General features: G+C 74.0%; 24 protein-coding genes. 14 read left to right on the top strand and 10 right to left on the bottom strand.

Annotation, left to right across the window (positions count from 1 at the left end; all coding sequences use genetic code 11):
- The 3 genes from GGE06_RS38470 to GGE06_RS38480 all read left to right on the top strand — a co-directional run bounded on the left by GGE06_RS38470 (position 1) and on the right by GGE06_RS38480 (position 2,244).
- Positions 1 to 420: a DUF6153 family protein gene (locus GGE06_RS38470; protein ID WP_184932999.1), complete on the top strand. Its 420-nt coding sequence runs from the start codon at positions 1 to 3 to the stop codon at positions 418 to 420.
- A gap of 99 nt (positions 421 to 519) precedes the next feature.
- Positions 520 to 1,164, top strand: coding sequence for a DUF305 domain-containing protein (locus tag GGE06_RS38475; RefSeq protein ID WP_184933000.1), 645 nt, complete (start codon positions 520 to 522; stop codon positions 1,162 to 1,164).
- 228 nt (positions 1,165 to 1,392) lie between these two features.
- The gene (locus GGE06_RS38480) at positions 1,393 to 2,244 is read left to right on the top strand and encodes a F510_1955 family glycosylhydrolase (RefSeq protein ID WP_184933001.1); all 852 of its coding nucleotides are present in this window, start codon (positions 1,393 to 1,395) and stop codon (positions 2,242 to 2,244) included.
- Between the two features lie 6 nt (positions 2,245 to 2,250).
- Here the strand turns inward: GGE06_RS38480 and GGE06_RS38485 are convergent, their stop codons facing one another.
- Positions 2,251 to 3,912 (bottom strand): amidohydrolase, encoded by a 1,662-nt coding sequence (locus GGE06_RS38485; RefSeq protein WP_184933002.1) that lies wholly within the window; start codon positions 3,910 to 3,912, stop codon positions 2,251 to 2,253.
- 33 nt (positions 3,913 to 3,945) lie between these two features.
- Positions 3,946 to 5,352 (bottom strand): purine-cytosine permease family protein, encoded by a 1,407-nt coding sequence (locus tag GGE06_RS38490; protein ID WP_116157602.1) that lies wholly within the window; start codon positions 5,350 to 5,352, stop codon positions 3,946 to 3,948.
- A 161-nt stretch (positions 5,353 to 5,513) separates the two neighbouring features.
- Between GGE06_RS38490 and GGE06_RS38495 the strand changes: the two genes are divergently transcribed.
- On the top strand, positions 5,514 to 6,134 hold the full coding sequence (locus tag GGE06_RS38495; RefSeq protein ID WP_116157603.1) for a TetR/AcrR family transcriptional regulator: 621 nt from the start codon (positions 5,514 to 5,516) through the stop codon (positions 6,132 to 6,134).
- 42 nt (positions 6,135 to 6,176) lie between these two features.
- Here GGE06_RS38495 and GGE06_RS38500 read toward each other — a convergent pair whose 3' ends face one another.
- Positions 6,177 to 7,619 (bottom strand): dihydrolipoyl dehydrogenase family protein, encoded by a 1,443-nt coding sequence (locus GGE06_RS38500; RefSeq protein ID WP_116157604.1) that lies wholly within the window; start codon positions 7,617 to 7,619, stop codon positions 6,177 to 6,179.
- A gap of 114 nt (positions 7,620 to 7,733) precedes the next feature.
- Between GGE06_RS38500 and trxA the strand changes: the two genes are divergently transcribed.
- Positions 7,734 to 8,099: a thioredoxin gene (gene trxA / locus GGE06_RS38505; RefSeq protein WP_116157605.1), complete on the top strand. Its 366-nt coding sequence runs from the start codon at positions 7,734 to 7,736 to the stop codon at positions 8,097 to 8,099.
- Between the two features lie 69 nt (positions 8,100 to 8,168).
- Here trxA and GGE06_RS38510 read toward each other — a convergent pair whose 3' ends face one another.
- The 3 genes from GGE06_RS38510 to GGE06_RS38520 form a co-directional block, all read right to left on the bottom strand.
- Positions 8,169 to 9,356: a thiolase family protein gene (locus tag GGE06_RS38510; protein WP_184933003.1), complete on the bottom strand. Its 1,188-nt coding sequence runs from the start codon at positions 9,354 to 9,356 to the stop codon at positions 8,169 to 8,171.
- Positions 9,357 to 9,499: 143 nt separating this feature from the next.
- Positions 9,500 to 9,769 carry a hypothetical protein gene (locus GGE06_RS38515; RefSeq protein WP_184933004.1) on the bottom strand — a complete coding sequence of 90 codons (270 nt, stop codon included), beginning with the start codon at positions 9,767 to 9,769 and terminating at the stop codon, positions 9,500 to 9,502.
- A 272-nt stretch (positions 9,770 to 10,041) separates the two neighbouring features.
- Positions 10,042 to 11,076, bottom strand: a complete 1,035-nt coding sequence (locus GGE06_RS38520; RefSeq protein ID WP_116157608.1) for a LacI family DNA-binding transcriptional regulator — start codon at positions 11,074 to 11,076, stop codon at positions 10,042 to 10,044.
- Positions 11,077 to 11,232: 156 nt separating this feature from the next.
- On the opposite strand from GGE06_RS38520, the gene GGE06_RS38525 reads away from it, so the two are divergent.
- The 4 genes from GGE06_RS38525 to GGE06_RS38540 all read left to right on the top strand — a co-directional run bounded on the left by GGE06_RS38525 (position 11,233) and on the right by GGE06_RS38540 (position 15,031).
- Entirely contained in the window at positions 11,233 to 12,486 is a 1,254-nt protein-coding gene (locus GGE06_RS38525) for an MFS transporter (protein ID WP_184933005.1), read from the top strand.
- Between the two features lie 87 nt (positions 12,487 to 12,573).
- Positions 12,574 to 13,281 (top strand): alpha/beta fold hydrolase, encoded by a 708-nt coding sequence (locus GGE06_RS38530; protein ID WP_184933006.1) that lies wholly within the window; start codon positions 12,574 to 12,576, stop codon positions 13,279 to 13,281.
- Between the two features lie 41 nt (positions 13,282 to 13,322).
- A complete protein-coding gene (locus GGE06_RS38535) occupies positions 13,323 to 13,526 on the top strand; it encodes an NfeD C-terminal domain-containing protein (RefSeq protein ID WP_403537084.1) in 204 nt (67 codons plus the stop codon).
- A gap of 83 nt (positions 13,527 to 13,609) precedes the next feature.
- Complete coding sequence (locus tag GGE06_RS38540; RefSeq protein WP_116157611.1) at positions 13,610 to 15,031, top strand: flotillin family protein; 1,422 nt, start codon at positions 13,610 to 13,612, stop codon at positions 15,029 to 15,031.
- Between the two features lie 73 nt (positions 15,032 to 15,104).
- Here the strand turns inward: GGE06_RS38540 and GGE06_RS38545 are convergent, their stop codons facing one another.
- The gene (locus tag GGE06_RS38545; protein ID WP_181924426.1) at positions 15,105 to 15,275 is read right to left on the bottom strand and encodes a hypothetical protein; all 171 of its coding nucleotides are present in this window, start codon (positions 15,273 to 15,275) and stop codon (positions 15,105 to 15,107) included.
- Positions 15,276 to 15,403: 128 nt separating this feature from the next.
- Here GGE06_RS38545 and GGE06_RS38550 point away from each other — a divergent pair, with 128 nt between their 5' ends.
- Positions 15,404 to 15,820, top strand: coding sequence for a type II toxin-antitoxin system PemK/MazF family toxin (locus GGE06_RS38550; protein WP_116157612.1), 417 nt, complete (start codon positions 15,404 to 15,406; stop codon positions 15,818 to 15,820).
- A gap of 21 nt (positions 15,821 to 15,841) precedes the next feature.
- Here GGE06_RS38550 and GGE06_RS38555 read toward each other — a convergent pair whose 3' ends face one another.
- Positions 15,842 to 16,672, bottom strand: a complete 831-nt coding sequence (locus GGE06_RS38555) for a TIGR02452 family protein (protein WP_184933007.1) — start codon at positions 16,670 to 16,672, stop codon at positions 15,842 to 15,844.
- 200 nt (positions 16,673 to 16,872) lie between these two features.
- Here GGE06_RS38555 and egtA point away from each other — a divergent pair, with 200 nt between their 5' ends.
- From egtA to egtD, 4 genes are read left to right on the top strand one after another with little or no spacing between them, the layout of a single operon-like run.
- Positions 16,873 to 18,132 (top strand): ergothioneine biosynthesis glutamate--cysteine ligase EgtA, encoded by a 1,260-nt coding sequence (gene egtA / locus GGE06_RS38560; RefSeq protein WP_184933008.1) that lies wholly within the window; start codon positions 16,873 to 16,875, stop codon positions 18,130 to 18,132.
- On the top strand, positions 18,129 to 19,454 hold the full coding sequence (gene egtB, locus GGE06_RS38565) for an ergothioneine biosynthesis protein EgtB (RefSeq protein WP_116157615.1): 1,326 nt from the start codon (positions 18,129 to 18,131) through the stop codon (positions 19,452 to 19,454). Before egtA ends, egtB begins: the two co-directional genes overlap by 4 nt.
- A complete protein-coding gene (egtC, locus tag GGE06_RS38570) occupies positions 19,454 to 20,206 on the top strand; it encodes an ergothioneine biosynthesis protein EgtC (protein WP_184933009.1) in 753 nt (250 codons plus the stop codon). The genes egtB and egtC overlap by 1 nt, the downstream gene beginning before the upstream one ends.
- Entirely contained in the window at positions 20,203 to 21,168 is a 966-nt protein-coding gene (gene egtD, locus GGE06_RS38575; RefSeq protein WP_184933010.1) for an L-histidine N(alpha)-methyltransferase, read from the top strand. Before egtC ends, egtD begins: the two co-directional genes overlap by 4 nt.
- Here egtD and GGE06_RS38580 read toward each other — a convergent pair.
- A complete protein-coding gene (locus GGE06_RS38580; protein WP_116157618.1) occupies positions 21,063 to 22,022 on the bottom strand; it encodes a lysophospholipid acyltransferase family protein in 960 nt (319 codons plus the stop codon). The two genes, egtD and GGE06_RS38580, sit on opposite strands and share 106 nt — an antisense overlap.
- Positions 22,019 to 22,837 carry a GNAT family N-acetyltransferase gene (locus GGE06_RS38585; protein ID WP_181924427.1) on the bottom strand — a complete coding sequence of 273 codons (819 nt, stop codon included), beginning with the start codon at positions 22,835 to 22,837 and terminating at the stop codon, positions 22,019 to 22,021. The genes GGE06_RS38580 and GGE06_RS38585 overlap by 4 nt, the downstream gene beginning before the upstream one ends.
- Positions 22,838 to 22,961 lie beyond the last annotated feature (124 nt).

Raw genomic sequence — 22,961 nt, forward strand, 5'->3', positions numbered from 1 at the left:
GTGCGGACACACCGAGCGGAACGCGGTGCACGAGCAGGAGGTGCCGTCGGGCACCTCCTGCTCGTCGTCGTGCTCGCCCTCGGGGTGTTCCTCATGCACGCCGTCGGTCATCCCGAGGGCTCCGGCGGCGGCATGGACGCCGCTTCCGCCCCGCACCACAGCGCCTCCGCGCAGGTCGCCGCCCCGCACGACCACGGGGACTCCGACGCCCGGCACGAGCCGGGTTCCGGGATGGACATGACCACCCTCTGCGTGGCCGTCCTCGGCGCCTGGCTGCTCGCGGGGCTCCTCCGGGCCGCGCTCGGACGCCGCCCCGACTGGCTCGCCCTCCTCCTCGCGCGCCTCACACCCGCGCTCGGGCCGCACGCGCCTCCTCCGAGGCCCCCGGACCTCGCCCAGCTGTCCGTCCTGCGGATCTAGACCGAACCCGACGCGCGCCACGGGTCGCTTTCCGATGCCCCCGCGCGTCCGCGGTCTTCTCTTCCGTCTGTACGTACACACAGCACACGAGGTATCACCATGCGCGCCTTCACCTCCCGCACCACCCGCAAGCTCGCCCTCGTCGGGGCGCTCGCCGGAGCCGGACTGCTCCTGACCGCCTGCGGCAGCGACGACGGCATGAGCGGAATGGACCACGGCGGCACGTCCGCCACGTCCTCCGCCACCGCCTCCGCCTCGGCTCCCGCCGCCGGCGCGGACTCCGCTCCCGGGGCCTTCAACGACGCGGACGTCATGTTCGCGCAGATGATGATCCCCCACCACGAGCAGGCCCTGGAGATGGCGAAGCTCGCCGACGGCCGGGCCGAGGACCCCGAGGTCAAGAAGCTGGTCGCCGCGATCGAGCAGGCCCAGGACCCGGAGATCCAGAAGATGAAGTCCTGGCTGAAGGGCTGGGGCAAGCCGGAGTCCGCCGGGCACGGCGGTCACGCCATGGCCGGGATGATGTCCGACCAGGACATGAAGGACCTGGCCGCGACGAGGGGCAAGGCCTTCGACCGGAAGTTCGCCGAGCTGATGATCGCCCACCACGACGGCGCCGTCGCCATGGCGAAGGACGAGCAGAAGAGCGGCGGCAACGCCACGGCCAAGAAGCTCGCCGACGACGTCGTACGGACGCAGTCCGCCGAGGTCGACCAGCTGAAGAAGATCCTCGACCGGCTCTGACCCGGCCCCCGCCCCCGGCCCAGAAGGCCCGCTGCTCCACGCTGCCGATCCGGTCCGCTGATCCGGTCCACTGATCCGCCGCGAGCATCCGGCCCCTGAGCCGCCGCGCGCATCCGGCCCCTCGGCCGCCCGCTGATCCGGTTCCCCGGTCCAGCCCCCGGCGGCCCGCCCCGACCCATCGGGGCGGGCCGCCCCCTCGACGTACCCCGCACCCCTCGCGAAAGAACGATGAACCGGTACTTCCCCCGCCTCGCGGCCACCGCCGCCGTGGCCGTCCTCGCCCTGACCCTCACCGCCTGCTCCGGGGACGCCGCCCCCGACACCCCCGCCCTCAGCCACATCCACGGGCTCGGGCTCCGCGGCGACACCCTGTACGTCGCCACCCACCAGGGCCTCCACACCCCGGACGCCGACGGCCGGCCGGTGCTCGTCGGTGACCGCCGTGACGACTTCATGGGGTTCACCGTCACCGCCCGGGGCGACTTCCTCGCCAGCGGGCACCCGGCCCCCGGCAGCGACGGGCCCGCCGACCTCGGGCTCATCGCGTCGACGGACTCCGGCCGCACCTGGCGCGAGAGGTCCCTCGCGGGGAAGGTCGACTTCCACGCGCTCGACACCGCGTCCGACGCCACCGTCTACGGCTACGACAGCGCCCGCGGCCTCCTGCGGGTCAGCGCCGACGGTGTCGCCTGGGAGGAGCGCGCCTCGCTGCGCGCCCTCGACATCGCCGTCTCCCCCGCCGCCCCGGGCACCGTCCTCGCGACCACCGAGACCGGCGTCGTCCGCTCCACGGACGGCGGCCGGACCTTCGCGCCGGCCTCCGGGCGGGTCCTCGCGTACGTCTTCTGGGCCGCCCCCGACGCCCTCTTCGGCATCGACCCGGACGGCGTCCTCTTCCGGGGGACGGACAGGGGCGCCTCCTGGACCCGGGTCGCCCCCGTGCCCGGCGGCGCCCCGCAGGCGCTCACCGCCGTGGACGCCCGCCGGCTGCTCGTCGCCACCCAGGACGGGGTGTACGAGTCACGGGACGGCGGCCGCCGCTTCGACCGGCGCATGGCGGTGGAGTCCGGGGAGCACTGACAGGCCCTACGCCTTCGCCCGCCGGTCCACGACCACCTCGCCGCCGACCACGACCGCCTCCGCGACCGTGCCCGGGATCTCCTCCGGGGCGATGCGGAGGACGTCGCGGGAGAGGACGACGAAGTCGGCCAGCTTGCCCACCGTCAGCGAGCCCCGCTCGTGCTCCAGGAAGTTCGCGTACGCCGAGCCCATCGTGTAGCCCTCGACGGCGGTGGCGACGTCGATCGTCTCGCCCGCCGTCCAGGCCTCGCCGCCGCCGGGCGGGCGGCGGGTGACGGCGGCGTGGATGCCGACCATGGGGTCCATCTCGGCGACGTTCCAGTCGCTGGAGAGGGCGAGGACCGCGCCGGCCGCGTGGAGGCTGCGCAGCGGCCAGGCCTTGTGCCAGCGGTCGGGGCCGACGTTCTCGGCCCAGTCCTGGCCGGGCCCCGCGATGTCGGGGGCGGCGTGCCTCGGCTGCATGCAGGCGACGACGCCGAGCGCGGCGAAGCGCGGGGTGTCGGCCGGGTCGAGGCACTCGACGTGGACGACCTGGTGGCGGGCGTCGCGCGGCCCGTTGACGGCGCGGGCCCGCTCGACGGCGTCGAGGACGGTACGGATGCCCCGGTCGCCGGTCGCGTGGACGAAGCACTGGAAGCCGCGCGCGTCGAGCCGGGTGAGCAGCTCGGCGAACTCCTCGGGCGGGTAGAAGGTGTCACCGCGGTGGTGGGAGCAGCCGGCGTACGGCTCCAGGAGGGCGGCGGTGCGGGGTTCGACGACGTCGTCGATGTACAGCTTGAGCGGGCCGACCCGCAGCCGGTCGTCGGCGTACGCGTCGGCCGCCGTCTCGAAGGCGTCCAGGTCCTCCTCGGTGGTGCCGCGCGGGTGGAAGAGCGCGGCGACGATCCGGGAGCGCAGTCGGCCCTCGTGGCGGGCGCGCTCGTAGAGGGCGAGGTCGTCGAGGGAGTTCTGCGGTTCGACGACGGTGGTGATGCCGTAGCCGATGGCGTCGTCCAGGCTCTTGGCGAGCCGTCCGTACTGGCGGTCGGTCGAGGCCCAGGGCAGGCCGAGCTCGCGGAGGGCGCGGTGGCCGTCGCGGGAGAGGCCCTTGACGGCGAAGTCCTTGACGAAGCCGGTGGGCTCGCCGGTGGCGGGGTCGGTGACGGCCCGTCCGAAGGGCAGCTCGGTGTGGTCGCGGTCGACGCCGAGGCGGCGGAGGGCGGCGGTGTTGAGCCAGGCGGTGTGGACGTCGTAGCTGAGGACGAGGGCCGGGGTGTCGCCGGTGGCCGGGTCGAGGTCGGCGGCGGTGGGCATCCGCCCGTCCGGGATCGCGGAGTAGTCGAAGGCCTCGGCCTCGATCCACCCGGCGTCCGGGTGGGCCGCGTGCCAGGTGCGGATGCGCTCGTGGATCGCGTCGAGGCTGCGGGCTCCGGCGAGCTGGACGCAGGCGTCGTCGGAGCCGAGGCGGACGTGGTTGTGGGCGTCGACGAAGCCGGGCAGGACGAGCCGCCCGCCGGCGTCGAGGATCCGGGTGTCGGGCCCCGTCCAGTCGGCGGCTTCGGCGGCGGCGCCGATCCAGACGATGCGGCCGGCACGGACGGCGAGGGCCTCGGCCTCGGGGAGCGCCGGGTCGACGGTGTGGATGCGGGCCCCGGTGAGGACGAGGTCGGCGGGGGCGGTGCGGTTCATGGGGCGGGACTCCGTGTCGTACGAACGAGGGGGTTACTGGAGGGGGGCGACGGTGCGGCGGGCGAGGAGCACGTACACCAGGGCGGAGACGACGGCGCCGAGGAGCGTGAGGTCCGCGCCGCCGAGCGGGGCGACGAGGGGGCCGGTCCACAGCTCGGAGTCGCAGGTGAGCGCGGAGAAGGCGAGGCCCGCGAGGAGGGCGGTCATGCCGGCCGGGTGCCAGCCCGAGCGGTACCAGTAGGCGCCGCCGGTGTCCGCGTGCAGGCCGGCGGAGTCGTAGGTGCAGCGGCGGAGCACCATGTCGGCGAGGAACACCCCGCCCCAGGGGGCGAAGACGATGATCAGGAGGGAGAGGAAGGAGAGGAGGGAGGTCGTGAAGTCGGTGAGGAAGAGGGCGCCGAGGGAGCCGGCGGCGGTGACGGCCGCGCTGATGACGATGGCGCGGGCCCGGCTCCAGGGGATGCCGAGGACCTGGAGGTTCAGGCTCGACGAGTAGAGCGTGATGATCGAGTTGGTGACGGAGCCGCCGAGCACCAGGGCCAGGAAGAGCGGCTGGAACCAGCCGGGGAGGAGGCTCTCGGTGCCCGCGACGGCGTCGGTCATGTCGGCCTGCGTCGCGGCGGCGACCCCGGCGACGCCGAGGGCGACGGAGGAGACGAAGCCGCCGAGGGCGCCGCTCCAGGTGACGGCCCTGAGGCTGGTGGTGCGGGGCAGGTAGCGGGTGTAGTCGGCGGGCATGGGGAGGTACGAGAAGGGGCCGGCGAGCATGACGACGAAGGCGAGGCTCCAGCCGGAGGCGCCGGGCGCGGCGGCGGGGGCGGAGGTGTCGGCGCCGGGCAGGACGAGGACGAGCAGGGCGGCGAAGCCCGCGGCGAGGACGTACGCCATCCAGCGTTCGGCGAACTGGACGGTGGCGTGGCCCCAGAGGGCGACGACGAAGGTCAGCGCGAGGGTGACGGCGAGCGCGAGGGCGCGGGCGGCGTGTCCGCCGTTCCAACCGAGGTCGGTGAAGAAGGCTTCGAGGGCGAGGGTGCCCACCACGGTGTTGACGATGGTGTAGCCGATGCTGACGATCCAGTTCAGCAGGCCGGCGGGCCAGTTGCCGCGGCGGCCGAACGCGGCGCGGGAGATGACGAGGGTGGCGGTGCCGGTGCGCACGCCGCTGAGTCCGGCCGCGCCGATGGCGAGGAACGAGAGGCCGCCGAGGACGACGACGGCGGTGGCCTGCCAGAAGGAGAGCCCGAAGGCGACGGCGAGGGCGCCGTTGATGACGTAGGTGAAGGTGAGGTTCGAGCCGAACCAGAGCCAGAAGACGTCCTTGGCCCCGCCGTGGCGTTCGGCGTCGGGGATGGGGTCGATCCCGTGTTCCTCGACCTGGAAGACCTCGTCGGTCGCTGTCCGGCCGCCCGTGGTCACGGGCACCGTCTCGTGTTCGAGCACACCGCGCTCCTGTCTTGAATGCCGTTCTAAGTTTTAGAACGGCATTCAAGATGTGCGATGGGTTCAGGCCACGTCAAGACCCTCGGAGGTTGCGGTTAAGGTCGATCCCGCACGGCACGGGACGCCGGGCGACACGGAACGGCGGGACGGGAGCGGCGACGGTGGCAGGCACGGCACGACGGCGGGACGGGAACGTCACGCAGGAGCGGATGCTGGAGGAGGCCATGGCGGCGATCGCCGAGGACGGCCTCGCCTCCCTCACCATGTCGGCACTCGCCGAGCGGCTCGGCACGAGCGGCGGCCACATCCTGTACTACTTCGGCAGCAAGGACCTGCTGCTGCTCGCCGCCCTGCGGTGGAGCGAGGCCGCGCTCGCCGAGGAGCGGCGCGCGCTCCTCGCCCGGCGGATCACGGCCGAGCGCAAGCTCGACCTCTTCCTCCGGCTCTACCTCCCGCGCGGACCGCGCGACCCGCGCTGGACGCTGTGGATCGAGCTCTGGGCCCGCACCCCCGGCAACCCGGCGCTCCGCGAGGCCCAGGCCGAACTGGACGCCGGCTGGCAGGAGGACCTGGAGGCCCTGCTCACGGCGGGCGCGGCGCGCGGGCGCTTCGCCCCGCTGGACGCCGACGCCCGCGCCTCCGAACTCCTGGCCCTGCTCGACGGGTTGAGCACCCGGGTGGTCCTCGGCCAGGAGCCGGGCCGGGATCCCCGGCCCGCCCTGGAGATCGCGCGCTCGGCGGCGCGCGCGCTGATCCCCGTCACCACCGAGCCGGGCACCTGATCTCCGTCAACACCGCACCGGAGAGCGGAGAGTGACAGGGCGTCAGCCCCGATAGGCCTCAAGGAGTCGCAGCCACGCCTCGCTCAGCGTCGGATACGCGGGGACGGCGTGCCACAGGCGGGCGATCGGCACCTCTCCCGTGACGGCGATCGTCGCCGAGTGGAGGAGCTCTCCGATGCCGGGCCCGACGAAGGCGGCCCCGAGGACCACCTCCCGGTCCAGGTCGACGACCATCCGGGCGTGCCCCCGGTACCCCTGGGCGTAGAGGCCGGCCCCGGCGACGGACCGCATGTCGAGGTCCACGGCCCGGACCCGGTGTCCGGCGCGCTCCGCCTCGGCGAGGGTGAGCCCGACGGCGGCCGCCTCCGGGTCGCTGAACACGACCTGCGTCACGGCCGCGTGGTCGGCGGTCGCCGCGTGGGCGCCCCACCGCCCGGTGTCGAGGGACGCGTCGCCGCGCGCGCGGGCGGCGATCGCGGCGCCCGCGATCCGCGCCTGGTACTTGCCCTGGTGGGTCATGAGCGCGCGGTGGTTGACGTCGCCGACGGCGTAGAGCCAGTCGCTCCCGGTGACCCGGAGGGTGTCGTCGACGTCGAGCCAGGAGCCCGGTGTCAGACCGACCGTCTCCAGGCCGATGTCCTCGGTGCGCGGCTTCCGGCCGGTCGCGAAGAGCACCTCGTCGCCCTCGACGTGGTCGCCGCCCTCCAGGACGACGGTGACCGGTCCGGTGCCCCCGTCGCGCACCACCGCGCTCACCGCCACGCCCGTACGGACGTCCACGCCGCGCGTGGTGAGCGCGGCGGCCACGTGCTCGCCGAGGAACGGCTCCATGCGCGGCAGCAGCCCCCCGCCCCGTACGAGCAGGGTCACCTTCGACCCGAGGGCCTGCCAGGCGGTGGCCATCTCGACGCCCACCACTCCCCCGCCGACCACGACGAGCCGCTCCGGCACCCGGTCGGAGCTGGTCGCCTCCCGGCTGGTCCAGGGATGCGCGGCGGGCAGTCCCGGCAGCTCCGGCAGCAGGGGACGGGTGCCGGTGCAGACGGCGACCGCGTGCCGGGCGGTGAGGACGTGGCGCTCGCCCTCCGGACCCGCGACCTCGACCCGGCGCGGCCCGTGGAGCCGTCCGTGCCCCCGGTAGGCCCGGACGCCGATGGAGTCCAGCCAGTCGACCTGGCCGTCGTCCTTCCAGTGCCCGACGACCTCGTCCCGGTGGGCGAGGACCTCCATCGCGTCCAGCGGGCCGTAGACCGACTCCCGCAGCCCCGCCACCTTGCGGGCGTCGGAGCGGGCGATCGCGGGGCGGAGCAGCGCCTTGCTGGGCATGCACGCCCAGTACGAGCACTCGCCGCCGATCAGCTCGCCCTCGACGATCGCCGCGGTGAGGCCGCCGGCCCGCACCCGGTCGACGACGTTCTCGCCGACCGGGCCCGCGCCGATCACCACCACGTCGTACGCGTGCTCGTCTTCCACCGTTCGTGTCATGGCTCCCAGTCTGGTGCCCGGGGCGCGGAATAGCGCGGCTCGATACGCCGTTGTGCCGGGCGAGTCCCCAGGGGACCGTGAGGACACCGCCAGGAGACCCGAAAGGTAGGCAGCATGAGCACCGTAACGCTCACCAAGGACAACTTCGACGAGATCGTGAGCGGGAACGAGTTCGTCCTCATCGATTTCTGGGCATCCTGGTGCGGTCCCTGCCGTCAGTTCGCCCCCGTCTTCGAGGCGGCGTCCGAGCGGCACCAGGACCTCGTCTTCGCCAAGGTGGACACCGAGGCGCAGCAGGAGCTGGCGGCCGCGTTCGAGATCCGCTCGATCCCGACCCTGATGATCGTCCGCGACAACGTGGCCGTGTTCGCGCAGCCCGGCGCGCTGCCGGAGGCCGCGCTCGAGGACGTCATCGGGCAGGCCCGCAAGCTCGACATGGACGAGGTCCGCAAGTCCATCGCCGAGGCGCAGGCCAAGTGACCCACGGCGAGGGGGGTACGGGAGACGCTCCCGTACCCCCCTCGCGTCGTGTCGGGAGTCCTGTCGGCGTCAGCGCTCCAGGACCAGCGCGAGGCCCTGCCCGACGCCGATGCAGAGGGCCGCGAGACCCGTGCCGGAGCCGGCCGCGGCGAGCTGGTGCGCCACCGAACCGGCGAGGCGGGCGCCCGACGCCCCCAGCGGGTGACCGATCGCGACGGCTCCACCGCGAGGATTCACGATTTCGGGGTCCAGTTCCGGCCATTCCGCGAGGCAGCCGAGGGACTGGGCCGCGAAGGCCTCGTTGAGCTCGAAGGTCGTCAGGTCGGCGAAGGAACGCCCGGCCTTCCCCAGGGCTCGGCGGACCGCCTCGACCGGGCCGAGACCGAAGAGCTGGGGCTCGATCCCGGTGACCGCGGAGGTGCGGATCCGGGCGAGGGGCTCTCGGCCGGTCTCGCGCAGCCCGTCCTCGTCGACGAGGAGCAGCGCCGCCGCGCCGTCGTTGAGCGGCGAGGAGTTGCCCGGCGTGACCGTGCCGCCCTCGGTGCGGAAGGCGGGCTTCAGCTTGGCGAGGGCCTCCATGGACGTGCTGTCGCGGATGCACTCGTCACGGGTCAGCTCCGCCCCGGGGTACGGGACGACCTCGTCGTCGTACAGACCCTTCGCCCACGCCTCGGCCGCCTTCCGGTGGCTGGCGAGGGCGAAGGCGTCCTGCTGCTCGCGGGTGATGCCGTGCTTGTCGGCGACGAGCTCCGCGCCCTCGCCGAGGGAGACCGTCCACTCGGCGGGCATCCTCGGGTTCGTCATGCGCCAGCCGAGGGTCGTGGAGTGGAGCTGCTGGTGGCCCGCGGGGAAGGCCCGCTCGGGCTTCTGCAGGACCCAGGGGGCGCGGGACATCGACTCGACGCCGCCCGCGATCGCGACGGAGGCGTCGCCGAGGGCGATGGCGCGGGCCGCCTGGATGACGGCCTCCAGGCCGGAGCCGCAGAGGCGGTTGACGGTGACGCCGGGGACGCTGACCGGCAGGCCGGCGAGGAGGACGGCCATGCGCGCGACGTCGCGGTTGTCCTCGCCCGCGCCGTTGGCGTCGCCGAAGTAGACGTCGTCCACCCGCGCGGGGTCGAGCGCGGGCGAGCGGTCGACGAGCGCGCGGACGACATGGGCCGCGAGGTCGTCGGGGCGGACGGAGGCGAGGGCGCCCCCGAACTTCCCGATCGGGGTGCGGACGGCGTCGACGATGTAGACGTCGCGGATGCTCATCGGTTCTCTCTCCCACGTGACCTTCGGAACGACACTGTTCGCCTGGTGAAGCAATCTTCGCTCCATTGGGCGCGCAGAGTCTCTGCCCGGCGGCCCGTCGTGTCAACGGGCCGTTTCCGGAAGCCGGGGAGGTCGGGGGGCGGTCAGCGGGCCGTGGCGGGGCGCGCGAGGACCGTGAGGCCGTAGTCGAGCTCGTGACCGTCGACGAGCAGCGCCTCGACCACGCCCGTCCCGGGGTCGATGTCGGCCCGGATGCCGTGTCCCTCGTAGATCGGGTAGCCCGACTCGCCGTGGCGGCCGGTGGCCTCGACGACGGCCGTGCGGACGGCGCTGTCCTCGACGGTGGCACCGCCGCGGTCCTCGACGTGCTCGGGCACCAGCAGGATCTCGAACCGCTTCGGAACTGTGCTCATGCACCGAAGCTAAGCGCTCGACGGGACTCCCGCCGGACGACGGCGCACCGCCGGCTCGGCTCGCTCCGGACGGCAGCTCGACGGCTCGACGGCACACCCTCGGCTCACCCCCGCCGCACGGCCGTGCCCGCCGGTCCCCTGGACCCGGCTTGCACCGGACAGTCGTGCACGCAGGACCCTCGACCCGGCTCGCGCCAGGTGACGGGTCCCGGCGGACCGTCGGCTCGGTTCCCCCGGGCGACCGGCGCCGGCGACCGGCGCCCCGTCTGCCCTCAGCTCGACTCCCTCCGGACGATCCGCGAGTCGAGCAGGTCGCGGGAGACGGGCGGGGCGTCCGTCTCCCGTACGGCGTGGTCGACCAGCTCCGCGAGCTCGCGGCCGAGCACCATGTCGATGCGTACGGTGCTGAGCCGGGGCCGCAGCAGCCGCCCGAGGAGCAGGTCGTCGGCGCCGACGACGGCGGTCTCGTCGGGCACGGAGATCCCGGCGTCCTGGAGCGACCGCATGAGGAGCATCGCGTACTCGTCGTTGTACGCGAAGACGCCGTCGAGCCCGAGCTCGCGCCACCGCGCGGCCAGCGCGTCCGCCGACTCCTCCTCGTACCGCAGCGGCAGCGGTACGACGGTGGCGCCGGCGCGCTCGGCGGCGCGGCGCGCGCCGTCGAGGCGGGGTCCGGAGAACATCCCGAGGCCCGGCTCCTCGGGCACGACGACGCCGATCCGGCGCCGGCCGGTCTCCAGGAGGTGCTCGGTGGCCACCTCGCCGACCCGCCCCTGGTCCATGACGAGGGCGTGGGTGCCCTCCACGCGCTGGGTGCCGAGGGTGATCACGGCCCGGGCCCCGGACCGCTTGAGGATCTCGACGCCCTGCCCGGTGAGCTCGACCTCGCCGAGGGAGACCACGGCGACCGGCCGCAGCTCGGCCCAGGCGCGGGCGGCCTCCTCGGCCTCCAGGCCGACGCTGCCGTACTGCACGACCGTGTAGTCCAGGCGGCGCAGGGCCCACTGGAAGTCGTTGAAGAACCGGCTGTACAGCGGTCCGACGGGGACGTGGGAGCTGGGGATCAGCACCATGCGGCTGTGGCCCGCGCGCAGGCTGCGGGCCGCGGCGTGCGGCACGTAGCCCAGCTCCTCGGCCGCCTCGCGCACCCGCTGCCGGGTGGGCTCGCTGATGCGGACGGCCGAGGTGTTGTTCAGGACGTACGAGACGGTGGCCCGGGAGACGCCCGCGAGGCGCGCGACGTCGGCGCTGGTCGGGACCGCGCGCCCGGAAGAGCGTTCGGGGGACTGTTCGGTTGGCTGGCTCATCGATCCGGCATCTTTCCAGAACGATCCGGCCGCAGGTCTGGCGGATGGCCGGAATGGGGTGCTACACAATGCCTACACCTGTCACTGACACGTGTCACCTCCCCCGTTCCATCCGTTTCCCGCCCCCGCACCGGGCGATCTCCCCAGGAGGGCACAGTGGCCCTTTCCTCCCCAGGCCCCGCCACCGGCACCGCCGCCCCCGGCTCCCCCGCCGCGCCCCGGCCGACCCGCGGGCTGCTGCCCCTGCTCCTCGCCGGCAACACCGCGATGTACGCCCTCTACATCGGCGTCGCCGGCATGCTCCTCGCGCTCCAGATCGAGGACATCGACCCCGCCGGCAAGGTGGCGAACTTCGGCCTCGTCGCCGGCATATCCGCGATCTTCGCCACCGTCTTCAACCCGGTCGCGGGCGCCCTCTCGGACCGCTCGGGCCGCCGCAACCCCTGGATCCTCGCCGGCGGCCTGCTCGCCGTCCCGGTGATGCTGCTCCTCGGCAGCGTCCACACGATCCTGCTGGTCACCATCGCCTGGTGTCTGGGGCAGGCCGTCATGAACATCTACCAGGCCGCCATCACCTCCGTGGTCCCCGACCGGGTCCCGATGGCCGCACGCGGCAAGGCCTCGGCCGCCGTCGGTCTCGGCCTCCCCATCGGCTCCACGATCGGCGCCCTCGTCGGCGCGGCCTTCTCCGAGCACTACCGCACCGGCTACCTCGTCTTCGGCGCGATCGTCGCCGCCACCGCCGTGCTGTTCACCACCTGCGCCCGCGAGGAGCGGATGCCCCCGAAGCCCCCGCTGCCGGTCAGGCAGCAGCTCGCGGCCTTCGGCAACGCCCTCGGGAACCACGACTTCCGCTGGGCCTTCATCGGCCGCGCCCTGCTCGTCCTCGGCTACTTCGCCGTGGCCGGCTTCCAGCTGTACATCCTCAAGGACCACACCGACCTGCCCGCCGGGCTGAGCGCCGAGGAGGCCGTGGCCATCCTCATGCCGGTCAACTCCGTCGCCATGGTCGTCTCCACCGTGCTCGGCGGCTGGCTCTCGGACCGGTTCGACCGCCGCAAGCTCTTCGTCGGCGCCTCCGCCGCGCTCGCCGCCGTCGCGCTGGTCATCCCGGCCGTCTCCAGCAGCTGGCCCGCGATGCTCGCCTTCTCCGTCGTCAACGGCCTCGGCTTCGGCTGCTACATGGCCGTCGACACCGCCCTGGTGACCATGGTGCTGCCCAAGGCCGAGGACGCGGCCCGCGACATGGGCGTCCTCAACGTCGCCAACGCCGGCCCGCAGATCGTCGCCCCCTTCGTGGCCTCGCTCATCGTGTCGCTCAGTGGCGGATACACGGCGCTCTTCCTGGTCGCGGCCGTACTGTCGGTACTCGGCGCGCTGGCCGTGCGCCCCATCCGCAGCGTGCGCTGACCCCCGGTCGGCGTTCCGCCGCGCACCATCCGCAGCGCGCGTCGACCCCCGTCGGCGCACGCCGAACACCGCAGGAGAGGCGGCACCGTGCGCCTGCACACGACCACCTGGGGATCCGGTGACCGGACGGCCCTGCTCGTCCACGGCATCATGGCCGACCACCGCACCTGGCGCCGGGTCGGACCCGCGCTCGCGGAGCGCGGCTACCGGGTGATCGCCGTGGACCTGCGGGGACACGGGGCGAGCGACCGGGCCGCGGGCCCCGAGGCGTACCGGCCCCAGGACCACGCCGACGACCTCGTCGCCTCCCTCCCCACCGGCGCGGACCTGGCCGTCGGGCACTCGCTCGGCGGGCTCGTCCTCGCCGGGGCGGTGGAGCGTCTGGCACCGGCCCGGGCGGTGTACTCCGACCCGGCCTGGCACCTGGCGGCCGGTCCCTGCGGCTACCGCGCCGACCTGTTCGTCCGGGGCAAGTCGATGACCCGGGAGCAGATCAGGGGGTTCAACCCGCACTGGTCGGACGAGGACGTCGACGTCGAGATGGCGTCGGTACGGGACTGGGACGAGCGCAGCGCCCACGGCCTCACCCCGTTCGTGGGCGCCGACCTGTGGCCGGCCCGGCCCGTGGTGCCCTCCCTCGTCACCCTCGCCGATCCCTCCACCCTCGTCCGGCCGGAGCACGCCCGGATGCTGGCGGACCGCGGATTCGAGCTCCGTACGGTGAAGGGCGCCGGGCACACCGTCCACCGGGACGACTTCGACGGGTTCATGACCGCCCTGGACGGCTGGATCTGACGTACCGTTCAGCCATGGACGACACGTCGATGGACAGCTCGATGGTGGGACTGCTCGGCCGCGTGACCGGCACCGTCGGCCCCGGCCTCGTCGGCGAGGTGATCGTCCGGATCCGCGGCGGCGCCGAGCACTTCCTCGCGCATCCCGCCTCGCCGAAGGAGCGGATCGAGGTCGGCACGGTCGTGATGGTCATGGAACATCTCCCTCCGCGCACCGTCTATGTCACAGCCGCGTACGACAGTTGACCGAACCGTTGAGTGTGCGCCCGCCCCGGGCGCACACTCCCTTCACCGGATCCGCACGGCTCCGGTGAAGGGGGACCTTGTCCATGAGCATCGGCATTCTGGCGGGCGTCGTCGTCGGCGCGCTCGCCGTTCTGATCGGTGTGTTCAAACTGATGTGGCGCGTCGCGGAACCCAACGAGGCGCTGATCATCTCCGGTTCCAACCACAAGAACGAGGGCCTCGGCGACGGCATGGGGTTCCGCATCGTCACCGGCCGCGGCACCCTCGTGCTCCCCGGCGTCCAGGCGGTGCGGAAGCTGTCACTGGACCTCAACGAGACGCAGTTGTCCGTCGAGTGCGTCACCCACCAGGGCATTCCGCTCAAGGTCCGCGGTGTGGTGATCTTCAAGGTCGGTGACGACTTCGTGTCGATCGCCAACGCCGCCCGCCGCTTCCTCGACCAGCAGAAGCTGATGAGCGAGCGGGTGCACATCGTCTTCGCCGGTCATCTCCGCGCCATCGTCGGCGGGTTGACCGTGGAGGACATGATCCGTGACCGGGAGAAGCTGACCGGGCAGGCGCGTTCGGCCTGTGGCACGGAGATGGAGAAGCTCGGTCTGATCGTCGACTCGCTGCAGATCCACGAGATCGAGGACCCCACCGGGTACATCAAGAACCTGGCCGCCCCGCACGCGGCCGCCGTCCAGCGGGACGCGCGGATCGCGCAGGCGGAGGCGAACCGGCGGGCGACCGAGGCCGAGCAGCAGGCCGCGGCGCGCATGTCGGAGGCGACCCGCGACAGCGAGATCCTCCAGGCGGGCTACCAGGCCGAGCGGGACCAGGCCTCCGCCCGGGCCCGGCAGGCAGGCCCGCTCGCCGACGCCGCCTCGCGCCAGGAGGTCGTCGTCCAGGAGACCCGGGTCGCCGAGCTGGAGGGCCTCCGCAAGGAGCAGCAGCTCCAGGCGGAGGTCCGCAAGCCGGCCGACGCGATGGCGTACGAGACCCGGACGCTGGCCGAGGCCGAGCGTGACGCCCGGATCTCGGCCGCCGAGGCCGAGGCGAAGGAGACCGAGCTGGCGAGCGCCGCGAAGGCGACGGCGACCCGGCTCACCGGTGAGGCGGAGGCGGCGGCGCAGCACGCCAAGGGTCTCGCGGTCGCCGAGGCCACGCGCGCGAAGGGCCTGGCGGAGGCCGAGGCGATCAAGGCACGGGCGGCGGCGCTCGCGGAGAACCAGGAGGCCGTGGTCGCGCAGCAGCTGGCCGAGAAGTGGCCGGAGATCGTCTCCGCGGGCGCCTCCGCCTTCGGGAACGTCGACCAGATGGTGCTGCTCAACGGCGCCGACGGCATGGCGGACGTCTTCGCCAAGGCGCTGACCATGGGCGGGACCGGTCTGGGCCTGGCCCGGCAGCTCCTCGCCACGATGAACCCGGCGGCGCAGGAGAAGCTGGGCGGGGCGGCGCTGTCGGTGCCGCCCGCGCAGCGCTCGGAGGAGAGTGTGGAGATCCCGGTGGGCGACGGGCGGTAACCGCACACGAAAGGACGAAGGGGCCCGCTGCCGCGCATCGGCACCGGGCCCCTTCCGTACGATCCGCTCGGCCTCAGTTGTGGCCGAACTTGCGTTCCTTGCGGTGGGACGCGTGCTCGACGAGGGGCATCGACGTCTCTCTCGTGGGGGTCGGTGCGCTCTTCTCCTTCGCGGCCGCGTCGGCGCGGTGCTCATGGCCGCCGGTACGGGCTCCCCGGTTGGTCCGGGTCTGTTTCTTGCCCACGATCGTGCCTCCCGTGACGGGTGTCGGACGGTGGTCCGTATGCCCTCAGCCTGGCACGGGGGCCGGAGAGCCGCACGTCAGAGGGGGAGCGCGCGGGAGCGGTCCCCGCAGGCCCTACGGTGACCCCCATGACGACGTATCCGCACTCCACGACCGAGGCCGATCCGCACCTCATCGGGCCCGTCCGCACCTCCTACGCGCCGGACTGCGACGGTGCCCCCGACCCCGGGGAGATCGTCTGGACGTGGGTGCCCTTCGAGGAGAACGACGGCAGGGGCAAGGACCGGCCGGTGCTCGTGGTGGCACGGGAGGAGTCCGGCACCCTGCTGGCCGTCCAGCTGTCCAGCAAGCGCCACGACCACGACCGGGAGTGGGTGGCCATCGGTACGGGGTCCTGGGACAGCGAGCGGCGCGAGTCCTGGGTGGACCTGGACCGGGTCCTGCGGGTCTCCGAGTCGGGAATGCGACGCGAGGCCTGCGCTCTGGACCGACCGCGGTTCGACCGGGTCGTGGGGCGGCTCGTGGAGCGGTACGGCTGGTCCTGAGCGCGCCGGCCGGCCGTCCGGTCAGCCGCTCGCGCCGAGCACCCGCCGGAAGGCCGCGAGCGTCGGCGTGCCGGAGGAGCGGTCGAGGACGGCGAAGACGACCTCCTCGAAGTGGCCGGCGAAGCGGCCGTCGCCGGTGAGGAGGGCCTTGAAGGTGCCCGCGACCTCCGCCGGGTCGTTCTGGAAGACCCCGCAGCCCCAGGCGCCGAGGACGAGCCGTCGGTATCCGGCCGCGGCCGCCGTCTCCAGGACGCGCTCGGCGCGGGAGGCGAGGGCGGCGGGCAGGCGGTCGGCGAGCTCGGGGGTGTTGCGGCGGACGGCGCCCGCGTTGGGCGCGGGCGACGTGAGGAAACCGACCGTGAAGGGCTCGGCGAGCAGCGCGCCCCGGTCGTCGCGGAAGACCGGGACCCCGGGCGAGTGGATGACCCGGTCGGTGTAGAGGGCGTCCCGCCGGGCCCGGTGCTCGGCGTAGTAGTCGGGGGCGCGCAGCAGGGTGGTGTGGAGGGCGGAGGAGCGGCAGAGCGCCTCTTCCTGTGCCTGGGCGCCGTTGAGGTAGCCGCCGCCGGGGTTGCGGGCCGAGGCGAAGTTCAGGACGGCGACCGGGCGGGTGGGGTCGGCGCCCGTCATGCGGCGGGCAGCCGCCAGGCTGCTCTCGGGGGTGACCGTGAGGGTGGGTGTGCGGTCCGTGTCCGGCGTGACCGGGACCGGCTCGGGGCCGTGGAGGCGGGTTCCGGACAGGGCGGCGGTCAGGTTCTCGGTGAGGGAGACCGTTCGGCCGTCGGGGGCCCGGTAGTGGCCCGCCGCGACGATCTCCTCGGTCTGTCGCGCGAGGGCGCGCAGTCGTGCACTCATGTTCCTCAGGATGATCGTTTCGTTCCGTCGGGGACAAAGGGTTTTCCGGGGCTGGGGGGAGATTCGGACGAGCCGGGGCGCAGGGGGCGCGTGCGGGGCGGGTGGGGCGCTCTTGCACGCCGGTCGGCGGTGGCTTTAGGTGGAAGCAGCGGCTCATCGGACGGGTCCCCGCGGGGACCCGAGGACCAGGAGGTGCACGGATGTCGCCCAGCGGCATACCGCGTGGCGGGCCCCCTCTCACCGAGGGGGAGGCGGAGGACCTGCTGCGATGTATCTGCTTCAAGACCGGCCCGCCCCGCACGGTGGGGGTGGAGCTGGAGTGGCTCGTGCACGAGCTGCGCGATCCCCGGCTCCCCGTACGGCCGCAGAGGCTCGCGGCCGCGCTGGACACCGTGCGGGCCCTGCCGCTGGTGTCGGCGCTCACGTTCGAACCCGGCGGGCAGCTGGAGCTCAGCTCGCGCCCGGCCGGTTCCCTCATGGAGTGCCTGGACTCCCTCGCCGCCGACCTGACCGCGGTGCGGGCGGCGCTCGGGCCGCTCGGTCTGACCCTCAGCGGGTACGGGGTGGACCCCTGGCACGCGCCGCGCGGCCGGGTCCTGCACGAGCCGCGGTACGACGCGATGGAGATCGCGCTCGACCGGACCGGTCCTGCCGGGCGGGCGATGATGTGCGACTCGGCCTCGGTGCAGATCTGCCTCGACGCCGGCCTGGAGGAACCGGGCCCGCTCGGTTACCACCGGCGCTGGCAGCTGGCCCATCTGCTCGGCGCGGTGCTCGTGGCCGCCTTCGCCAACTCGCCCGTGCACGGCGGGCGCCGGACCGGCTGGCGGTCCACGCGACAGGCGCTGTGGACGGATCTCGACCCGCGGCGGGCGCTCGCGCCGTCGTCGGACGGCGAGCCGCGCGCGGAGTGGGCGGCGCACGTCCTGGACACCCCGGTGATGTGCGTACGGGCCGAGGAGGGGCCGTGGGCGGTGCCGGAGGGGCTGACGTTCCGGGAGTGGCTGCGGACCGGCCTCCCCCGTCCGGCCGATGCCGACGACCTGCGCTATCACATGACGACCCTGTTCCCGCCGGTGCGGCCGCGCGGGCATCTGGAGCTGCGGATGGTGGACGCGCAGCCGGGCCGGGACGGCTGGATGGTGCCGGTGGCGGTGACGACGGCCGTGTTCGACGACCCGGAGGCGGCGGAGACCGTGTACCGGGCGGTGAAGCCGCTCGCGGAGCAGGCGGGTCCCGGTCCGGCCCCGCGCAATCCGCTGTGGCGGGCGGCGGCCCGTGACGGGCTCGCCGATCCGGAGCTGCACGCCGCCGCCCAGGTGGTGTTCTTCGCCGCGCTCGACGCGCTGCCCCGGATCGGGGCGAGCGAGGAGGTGCGGCGGATGGTCGCCGCCTTCCACGAGCGGTACGTGATCCCCGGGAGCTGCCCGGCCGACAACCCCCAGGTGGTGACGTCATGACCGCGACCGAGACCGGGACCGGCCCCGAGGCCCTGCGGCGGCGGGCCCTCGACGCCCTCACCACCGCACGGGAGCGCACCGCGCTCCTCACCTCCTGTGTGGAGGAGTCCGAACTCACCGCTCAGCACTCGCCGTTGATGTCGCCGCTCGTCTGGGACCTGGCGCACATCGGGAACCAGGAGGAGCAGTGGCTCTGGCGGGCCGTCGCCGGCCGTGAGGCGCTGCGTCCCGAGATCGACTCGCTGTACGACGCCTTCCAGCATCCGCGCGCCACCCGTCCGTCGCTTCCGCTGCTCGCGCCGGGCGAGGCGCGGGCCTATGCCGCCGACGTAAGGACCCGGGTGCTCGACATCCTGGCGAGCACCCCGCTGGAGGGGCGGCCGCTGCTCGACGCGGGCTTCGCGTTCGGCATGATCGCCCAGCACGAACAGCAGCACGACGAGACGATGTTGATCACCCATCAGCTGCGGAAGGGGCCCGCCGCCCTGACCGCTCCCCCGCCTCCGGTCCTGAGGTCGGGTCCGCTGCCTCCCGAAGTCCTCGTCCCCGGCGGCCCGTTCACCATGGGCACCTCGGACGAGCCGTGGTCCCTGGACAACGAGCGGCCCGCACATCAGCGTGTCGTCCCCGCCTTCCACATCGACACCACGCCCGTCACGAACGGCGCCTACCTCGCCTTCATCGCCGACGGCGGCTACACGGACCGCCGCTGGTGGCGGCCCGAGGGCTGGGCGCAGATCCGGGAGCACGACATCGGGGCTCCGCTGTTCTGGCGCCGTGACGGCGGACAGTGGCTGCGCCGCCGGTTCGGGGTGACGGAGCCGGTGCCCGAGGAGGAGCCGGTCCTGCACGTCAGCTGGTACGAGGCGGACGCCTACGCGCGCTGGGCGGGGCGCCGGCTGCCGACCGAGGCGGAGTGGGAGAAGGCGGCCCGCCACGACCCGGTCTCCGGGCGCTCCCGGCGCTACCCGTGGGGCGACGCGGACCCGGGTCCGGAGCACGCGAACCTCGGACAGCGGCACCTGCGGCCCGCGGCGGCCGGCAGCTATCCGGCGGGTGCCTCGCCGCTCGGCGTACGGCAGCTGATCGGTGACGTGTGGGAGTGGACGGCCAGCGACTTCCTGCCGTACCCGGGGTTCACGGCCTTCCCGTACAAGGAGTACTCGGAGGTGTTCTTCGGTCCCGAGCACAAGGTGCTGCGCGGCGGTTCGTTCGCGGTGGACCCGGTCGCCTGCCGGGGCACCTTCCGCAACTGGGACCTGCCGGTGCGGCGCCAGATCTTCTCCGGCTTCCGGACGGCGCGCAGCGCGGAGCTCGACTGATGTGCCGTCATCTCGCGTACGTGGGCGGTCCGGTGGCGCTCGGCGAGCTGCTCGTCCGGCCGCCGCACGCCCTGCTGCGCCAGTCCTGGGAGCCCCGTACGCAGGACAGCGGCGTGGTGAACGCCGACGGGTTCGGCGTGGGCTGGTACGCCGAGGGGGATCCGGTGCCGGCGCGGTACCGGCGGGCCGGCCCGATCTGGGGCGACCTGTCCTTCGCGGACCTCGCCCGGGTGGTGCGCTCCGGGGCCTTCCTCGGGGCGGTGCGGGGGGCCACGCTCCCCGGCGCCGACGGGGAGGCCGCGGCGGCGCCGTTCACCGCCGGACCCTGGCTGTTCAGCCACAACGGCGCGGTCGGGGGGTGGCCGGACTCCGTCTCGGCGCTCGCCGGGGGGCTGTCGGCCGGGGAGCTGCTGCGTCTGGAGGCGCGCACCGACTCGGCGCTGCTCTGGGCGCTCGTGCTGCACCGGCTGCGGGCCGGGGACGCGCCGGGGGCGGCGCTCGCCGACACGGTCCGGGAGGTCGCGGCCGCGGCCCCCGGCTCCCGGCTGAACCTGCTGCTCACCGACGGCGAGCGGATCGCCGCGACCGCCTGGCGGAACAGCCTCTGGTACCTGTCGGGCCCCGGCCGGGTGGCCCTGGCCTCCGAACCGTACGACGACGATCCGCGCTGGCGGGAGGTGCCCGAGTACACGCTCGTCACCGCCGACCGCGCCGATGTCACCCTCACCCCGCTCAAGGAGCCGTCCGCGTGAGCCCGTTCCAGCTGACCCGCACCCTCGCCGCGGACGCCGCCGGCGCCGATCTCCGTGCCGACGTCCTGCACGGTCTGACCCGCTCCCCCAAGGAGCTGCCGCCCAAGTGGTTCTACGACGCCCGGGGCAGTGAGCTGTTCGAGGAGATCACCCGGCTGCCCGAGTACTACCCCACGCGCGCGGAGCGGGAGATCCTGGTCACGCGGGCGCCGGAGATCGCCGCCGCGACCGGGGCCCGGACCCTGGTGGAGCTGGGTTCCGGTTCCTCCGAGAAGACGCGGTTCCTGATCGACGCGCTGCTACCGGGTCTGGACGCGTACGTGCCCGTGGACGTGTCCGAGTCCGCGCTGGTCGGGGCGGCGGAGTCGCTGCTCGCGGACCGGCCGGAGCTGCACGTGCACGCGCTCGTCGCCGACTTCACGCGGGGGCTCGCGCTGCCGGGGACGCCGGGGCCGCGTCTGGTGGCCTTCCTCGGCGGCACGATCGGCAATCTGCTCCCCGCCGAGCGGCGCACCTTCCTGCGTTCGGTCCGTGCCATGCTCGCGCCGGGCGACGCGCTGCTGCTCGGCACGGACCTGGTGAAGGACGAGGCGACGCTCGTGGCCGCCTACGACGACGCGGCCGGGGTGACGGCCGCGTTCAACAAGAACGTGCTGTCGGTGATCGACCGGGAGCTGGGGGCGGACGCCGATCCGGCCGCCTTCGACCACGTGGCGGTGTGGGACGCCGAGCGGGAGTGGATCGAGATGCGGCTGCGCGCCCGCCGCGCGCTGACCGTGAAGATCCCGGAGCTGGATCTCGTGGTGCCGTTCGCGGCGGGCGAGGAGATGCGGACGGAGGTGTCCGCGAAGTTCCGTCAGGCGGGCGTACGGAAGGAGCTGGCGGCGGCGGACCTGGAGCTGTCCCGCTGGTGGACGGACGGCGAGGGCAGGTTCGCGCTGTCCCTGGCGACGGTCGGCTGAGGGACGGTCGGCTGAGCGGCGGCCGGGCGGGCGGCGGCTGACTGAGCGACGGTCCGCTGAGCCGCGGCCGCCAGGGCTCGGCGGTCCGGATACCGAATACTGGATATCGGATCCATTATTCGAATATTGGCCACCATCCGCCGCGCGGTGACGACCCGCCACAAGGACGCGCCCAGCGGATCGTCCCCGACGTACGCGGCGGCCCCGGTGGGCCGGTAGTCGATCCGTACCGGCAGCACGGCGCTTCCGCTGTCGAGCGCCGCCTGGAACGCGGCCGGGCGGAAGCGCCCCCGGGCCCGCCCGCACCAGGTGGACCCCTCGGGGAAGACGACCACCCGGCCGCCGCCGGCGAGCACCGCGGACATCTCCCGGACGGTGCCGGGCAGGGCCCTGAGCCGGTCGCGGTCGATGAAGAGGGTGCCGCCGAGCGCGGCGAGCGGGCCCAGGACGGGCCAGTGGCGGACCTCGGTCTTGGCCACCATCCGGCCGGGCAGCACGGCCGCGAGGAGCGGGACGTCCAGCCAGGAGACGTGGTTGGCGACGACGAGGAGCGGGCCGGTGAGCCCGTCGGCCGTCCCCTCGTACCGTACGCGCACGCCGAAGGCGCGGACCACGGCCCGCACCCAGCTCCGGACGAGGGCGAGGCGCCCGGCCGCGGGGAGCAGCCCCGCGGCCGGGGCGAGCAGGACGCCGAGGAGGACGGTGCCGATCCCGGCGGTCAGCCGGGCCACGGCGAGGACCGTGCCGGCCCGCTCGTCCGGCCGCCCGGGCCCGGTCTCGGGGTGGGCCGTGCAGCGGCCGGGGGTGCAGGGCGCCGTGGGGAGCCACGGCGAGAGGGCCGTGGACCCGTTCACCGCGCCGGGACGAGCGAGAGGAAGTGGTTGAGGTAGCGCGGGTTGGTGCGGCGCATCGAGAGCAGGACGTAGAGGTCGGCGGTGCCGAAGTCGGGGTCGTGCGCGGGCGCGCCGCAGACCCAGGCGCCGAGCCGCAGGTAGCCGCGGAGCAGCGGCGGGAGCTCGGTGCGGCCCTCGGGGCGGGCGATGCCGTCGGGGCTCCACAGCTTGTGCGGGGTGACCCAGTACTCCTCGGGGGCGAGGTGCTTGGCCTTGACGGTGTCCCAGGTGGCGGCGGCGAGGGTGCCGCCGTCGGCGAGCGGGATGGAGCAGCAGCCGGCGAGCCAGTTGTGGCCGGTGCGGGTCATGTAGCGGGCGAGGCCGGCCCAGATGAGGGCGATCACGGCGCCGTTGCGGTGGGCGGGGTGGACGCAGGAGCGGCCGACCTCCACCAGGTCGTGCCGGACGGGCGCGAGGCGGGTGAGGTCGAACTCGGTCTCGGAGTAGAGGCGTCCGGCGACGGCGGCCCGGTCGGGCGGCAGGATCCGGTAGGTGCCGACGACCTCGCCGGTGCCCTCCTCGCGCACCAGGAGGTGGTCGCAGTACGCGTCGAAGGCGTCGCCGTCGAGGCCGGGCTCGGGGCCGTCGAGCAGGGCGCCCATCTCGCCGGCGAAGACCTGGTGGCGCAGCCGCTGGGCGGCCCGGACGTCCTCCTGGTCCCGGGCGAGGCCGACGACGTACCGGGGCGCGGGCTGCTCCGCCGGGGCCTGGGGCTGTGCGGGGACGGACACGGGCGCGGGGACGGGGACGGCGAGCGCGTGCGTCGGTGCGGTCATGGCGGGCTCCTCCGGCGGACGGAAGGGAAAGGGGCGGGACCGGGCCGCGTGAGCGGTGGCCCGGCTCCTTGTTTCTTCCGTCACCGGCTGGATTCGACATGACCGTCCGGGGGCTCGCGGGTGT

Source organism: Streptomyces nymphaeiformis (genome assembly GCF_014203895.1).
Taxonomy (GTDB): domain Bacteria; phylum Actinomycetota; class Actinomycetes; order Streptomycetales; family Streptomycetaceae; genus Streptomyces; species Streptomyces nymphaeiformis.

Excerpts from the sequence above, each read along its gene's own strand:
- GGE06_RS38475 (WP_184933000.1), top strand. The coding sequence starts at position 520 with ATGCGCGCCTTCACCTCCCGCACCACCCGCAAGCTCGCCCTCGTCGGG.
- GGE06_RS38480 (WP_184933001.1), top strand. The coding sequence starts at position 1,393 with ATGAACCGGTACTTCCCCCGCCTCGCGGCCACCGCCGCCGTGGCCGTC.
- GGE06_RS38485 (WP_184933002.1), bottom strand. The coding sequence starts at position 3,912 with ATGAACCGCACCGCCCCCGCCGACCTCGTCCTCACCGGGGCCCGCATC.
- GGE06_RS38500 (WP_116157604.1), bottom strand. The coding sequence starts at position 7,619 with ATGACACGAACGGTGGAAGACGAGCACGCGTACGACGTGGTGGTGATC.
- trxA (WP_116157605.1), top strand. The coding sequence starts at position 7,734 with ATGAGCACCGTAACGCTCACCAAGGACAACTTCGACGAGATCGTGAGC.
- GGE06_RS38510 (WP_184933003.1), bottom strand. The coding sequence starts at position 9,356 with ATGAGCATCCGCGACGTCTACATCGTCGACGCCGTCCGCACCCCGATC.
- GGE06_RS38515 (WP_184933004.1), bottom strand. The coding sequence starts at position 9,769 with ATGAGCACAGTTCCGAAGCGGTTCGAGATCCTGCTGGTGCCCGAGCAC.
- GGE06_RS38520 (WP_116157608.1), bottom strand. The coding sequence starts at position 11,076 with ATGAGCCAGCCAACCGAACAGTCCCCCGAACGCTCTTCCGGGCGCGCG.
- GGE06_RS38535 (WP_403537084.1), top strand. The coding sequence starts at position 13,323 with ATGGTGGGACTGCTCGGCCGCGTGACCGGCACCGTCGGCCCCGGCCTC.
- GGE06_RS38540 (WP_116157611.1), top strand. The coding sequence starts at position 13,610 with ATGAGCATCGGCATTCTGGCGGGCGTCGTCGTCGGCGCGCTCGCCGTT.
- GGE06_RS38550 (WP_116157612.1), top strand. The coding sequence starts at position 15,404 with ATGACGACGTATCCGCACTCCACGACCGAGGCCGATCCGCACCTCATC.
- GGE06_RS38555 (WP_184933007.1), bottom strand. The coding sequence starts at position 16,672 with ATGAGTGCACGACTGCGCGCCCTCGCGCGACAGACCGAGGAGATCGTC.
- egtA (WP_184933008.1), top strand. The coding sequence starts at position 16,873 with ATGTCGCCCAGCGGCATACCGCGTGGCGGGCCCCCTCTCACCGAGGGG.
- egtB (WP_116157615.1), top strand. The coding sequence starts at position 18,129 with ATGACCGCGACCGAGACCGGGACCGGCCCCGAGGCCCTGCGGCGGCGG.
- egtC (WP_184933009.1), top strand. The coding sequence starts at position 19,454 with ATGTGCCGTCATCTCGCGTACGTGGGCGGTCCGGTGGCGCTCGGCGAG.
- GGE06_RS38585 (WP_181924427.1), bottom strand. The coding sequence starts at position 22,837 with ATGACCGCACCGACGCACGCGCTCGCCGTCCCCGTCCCCGCGCCCGTG.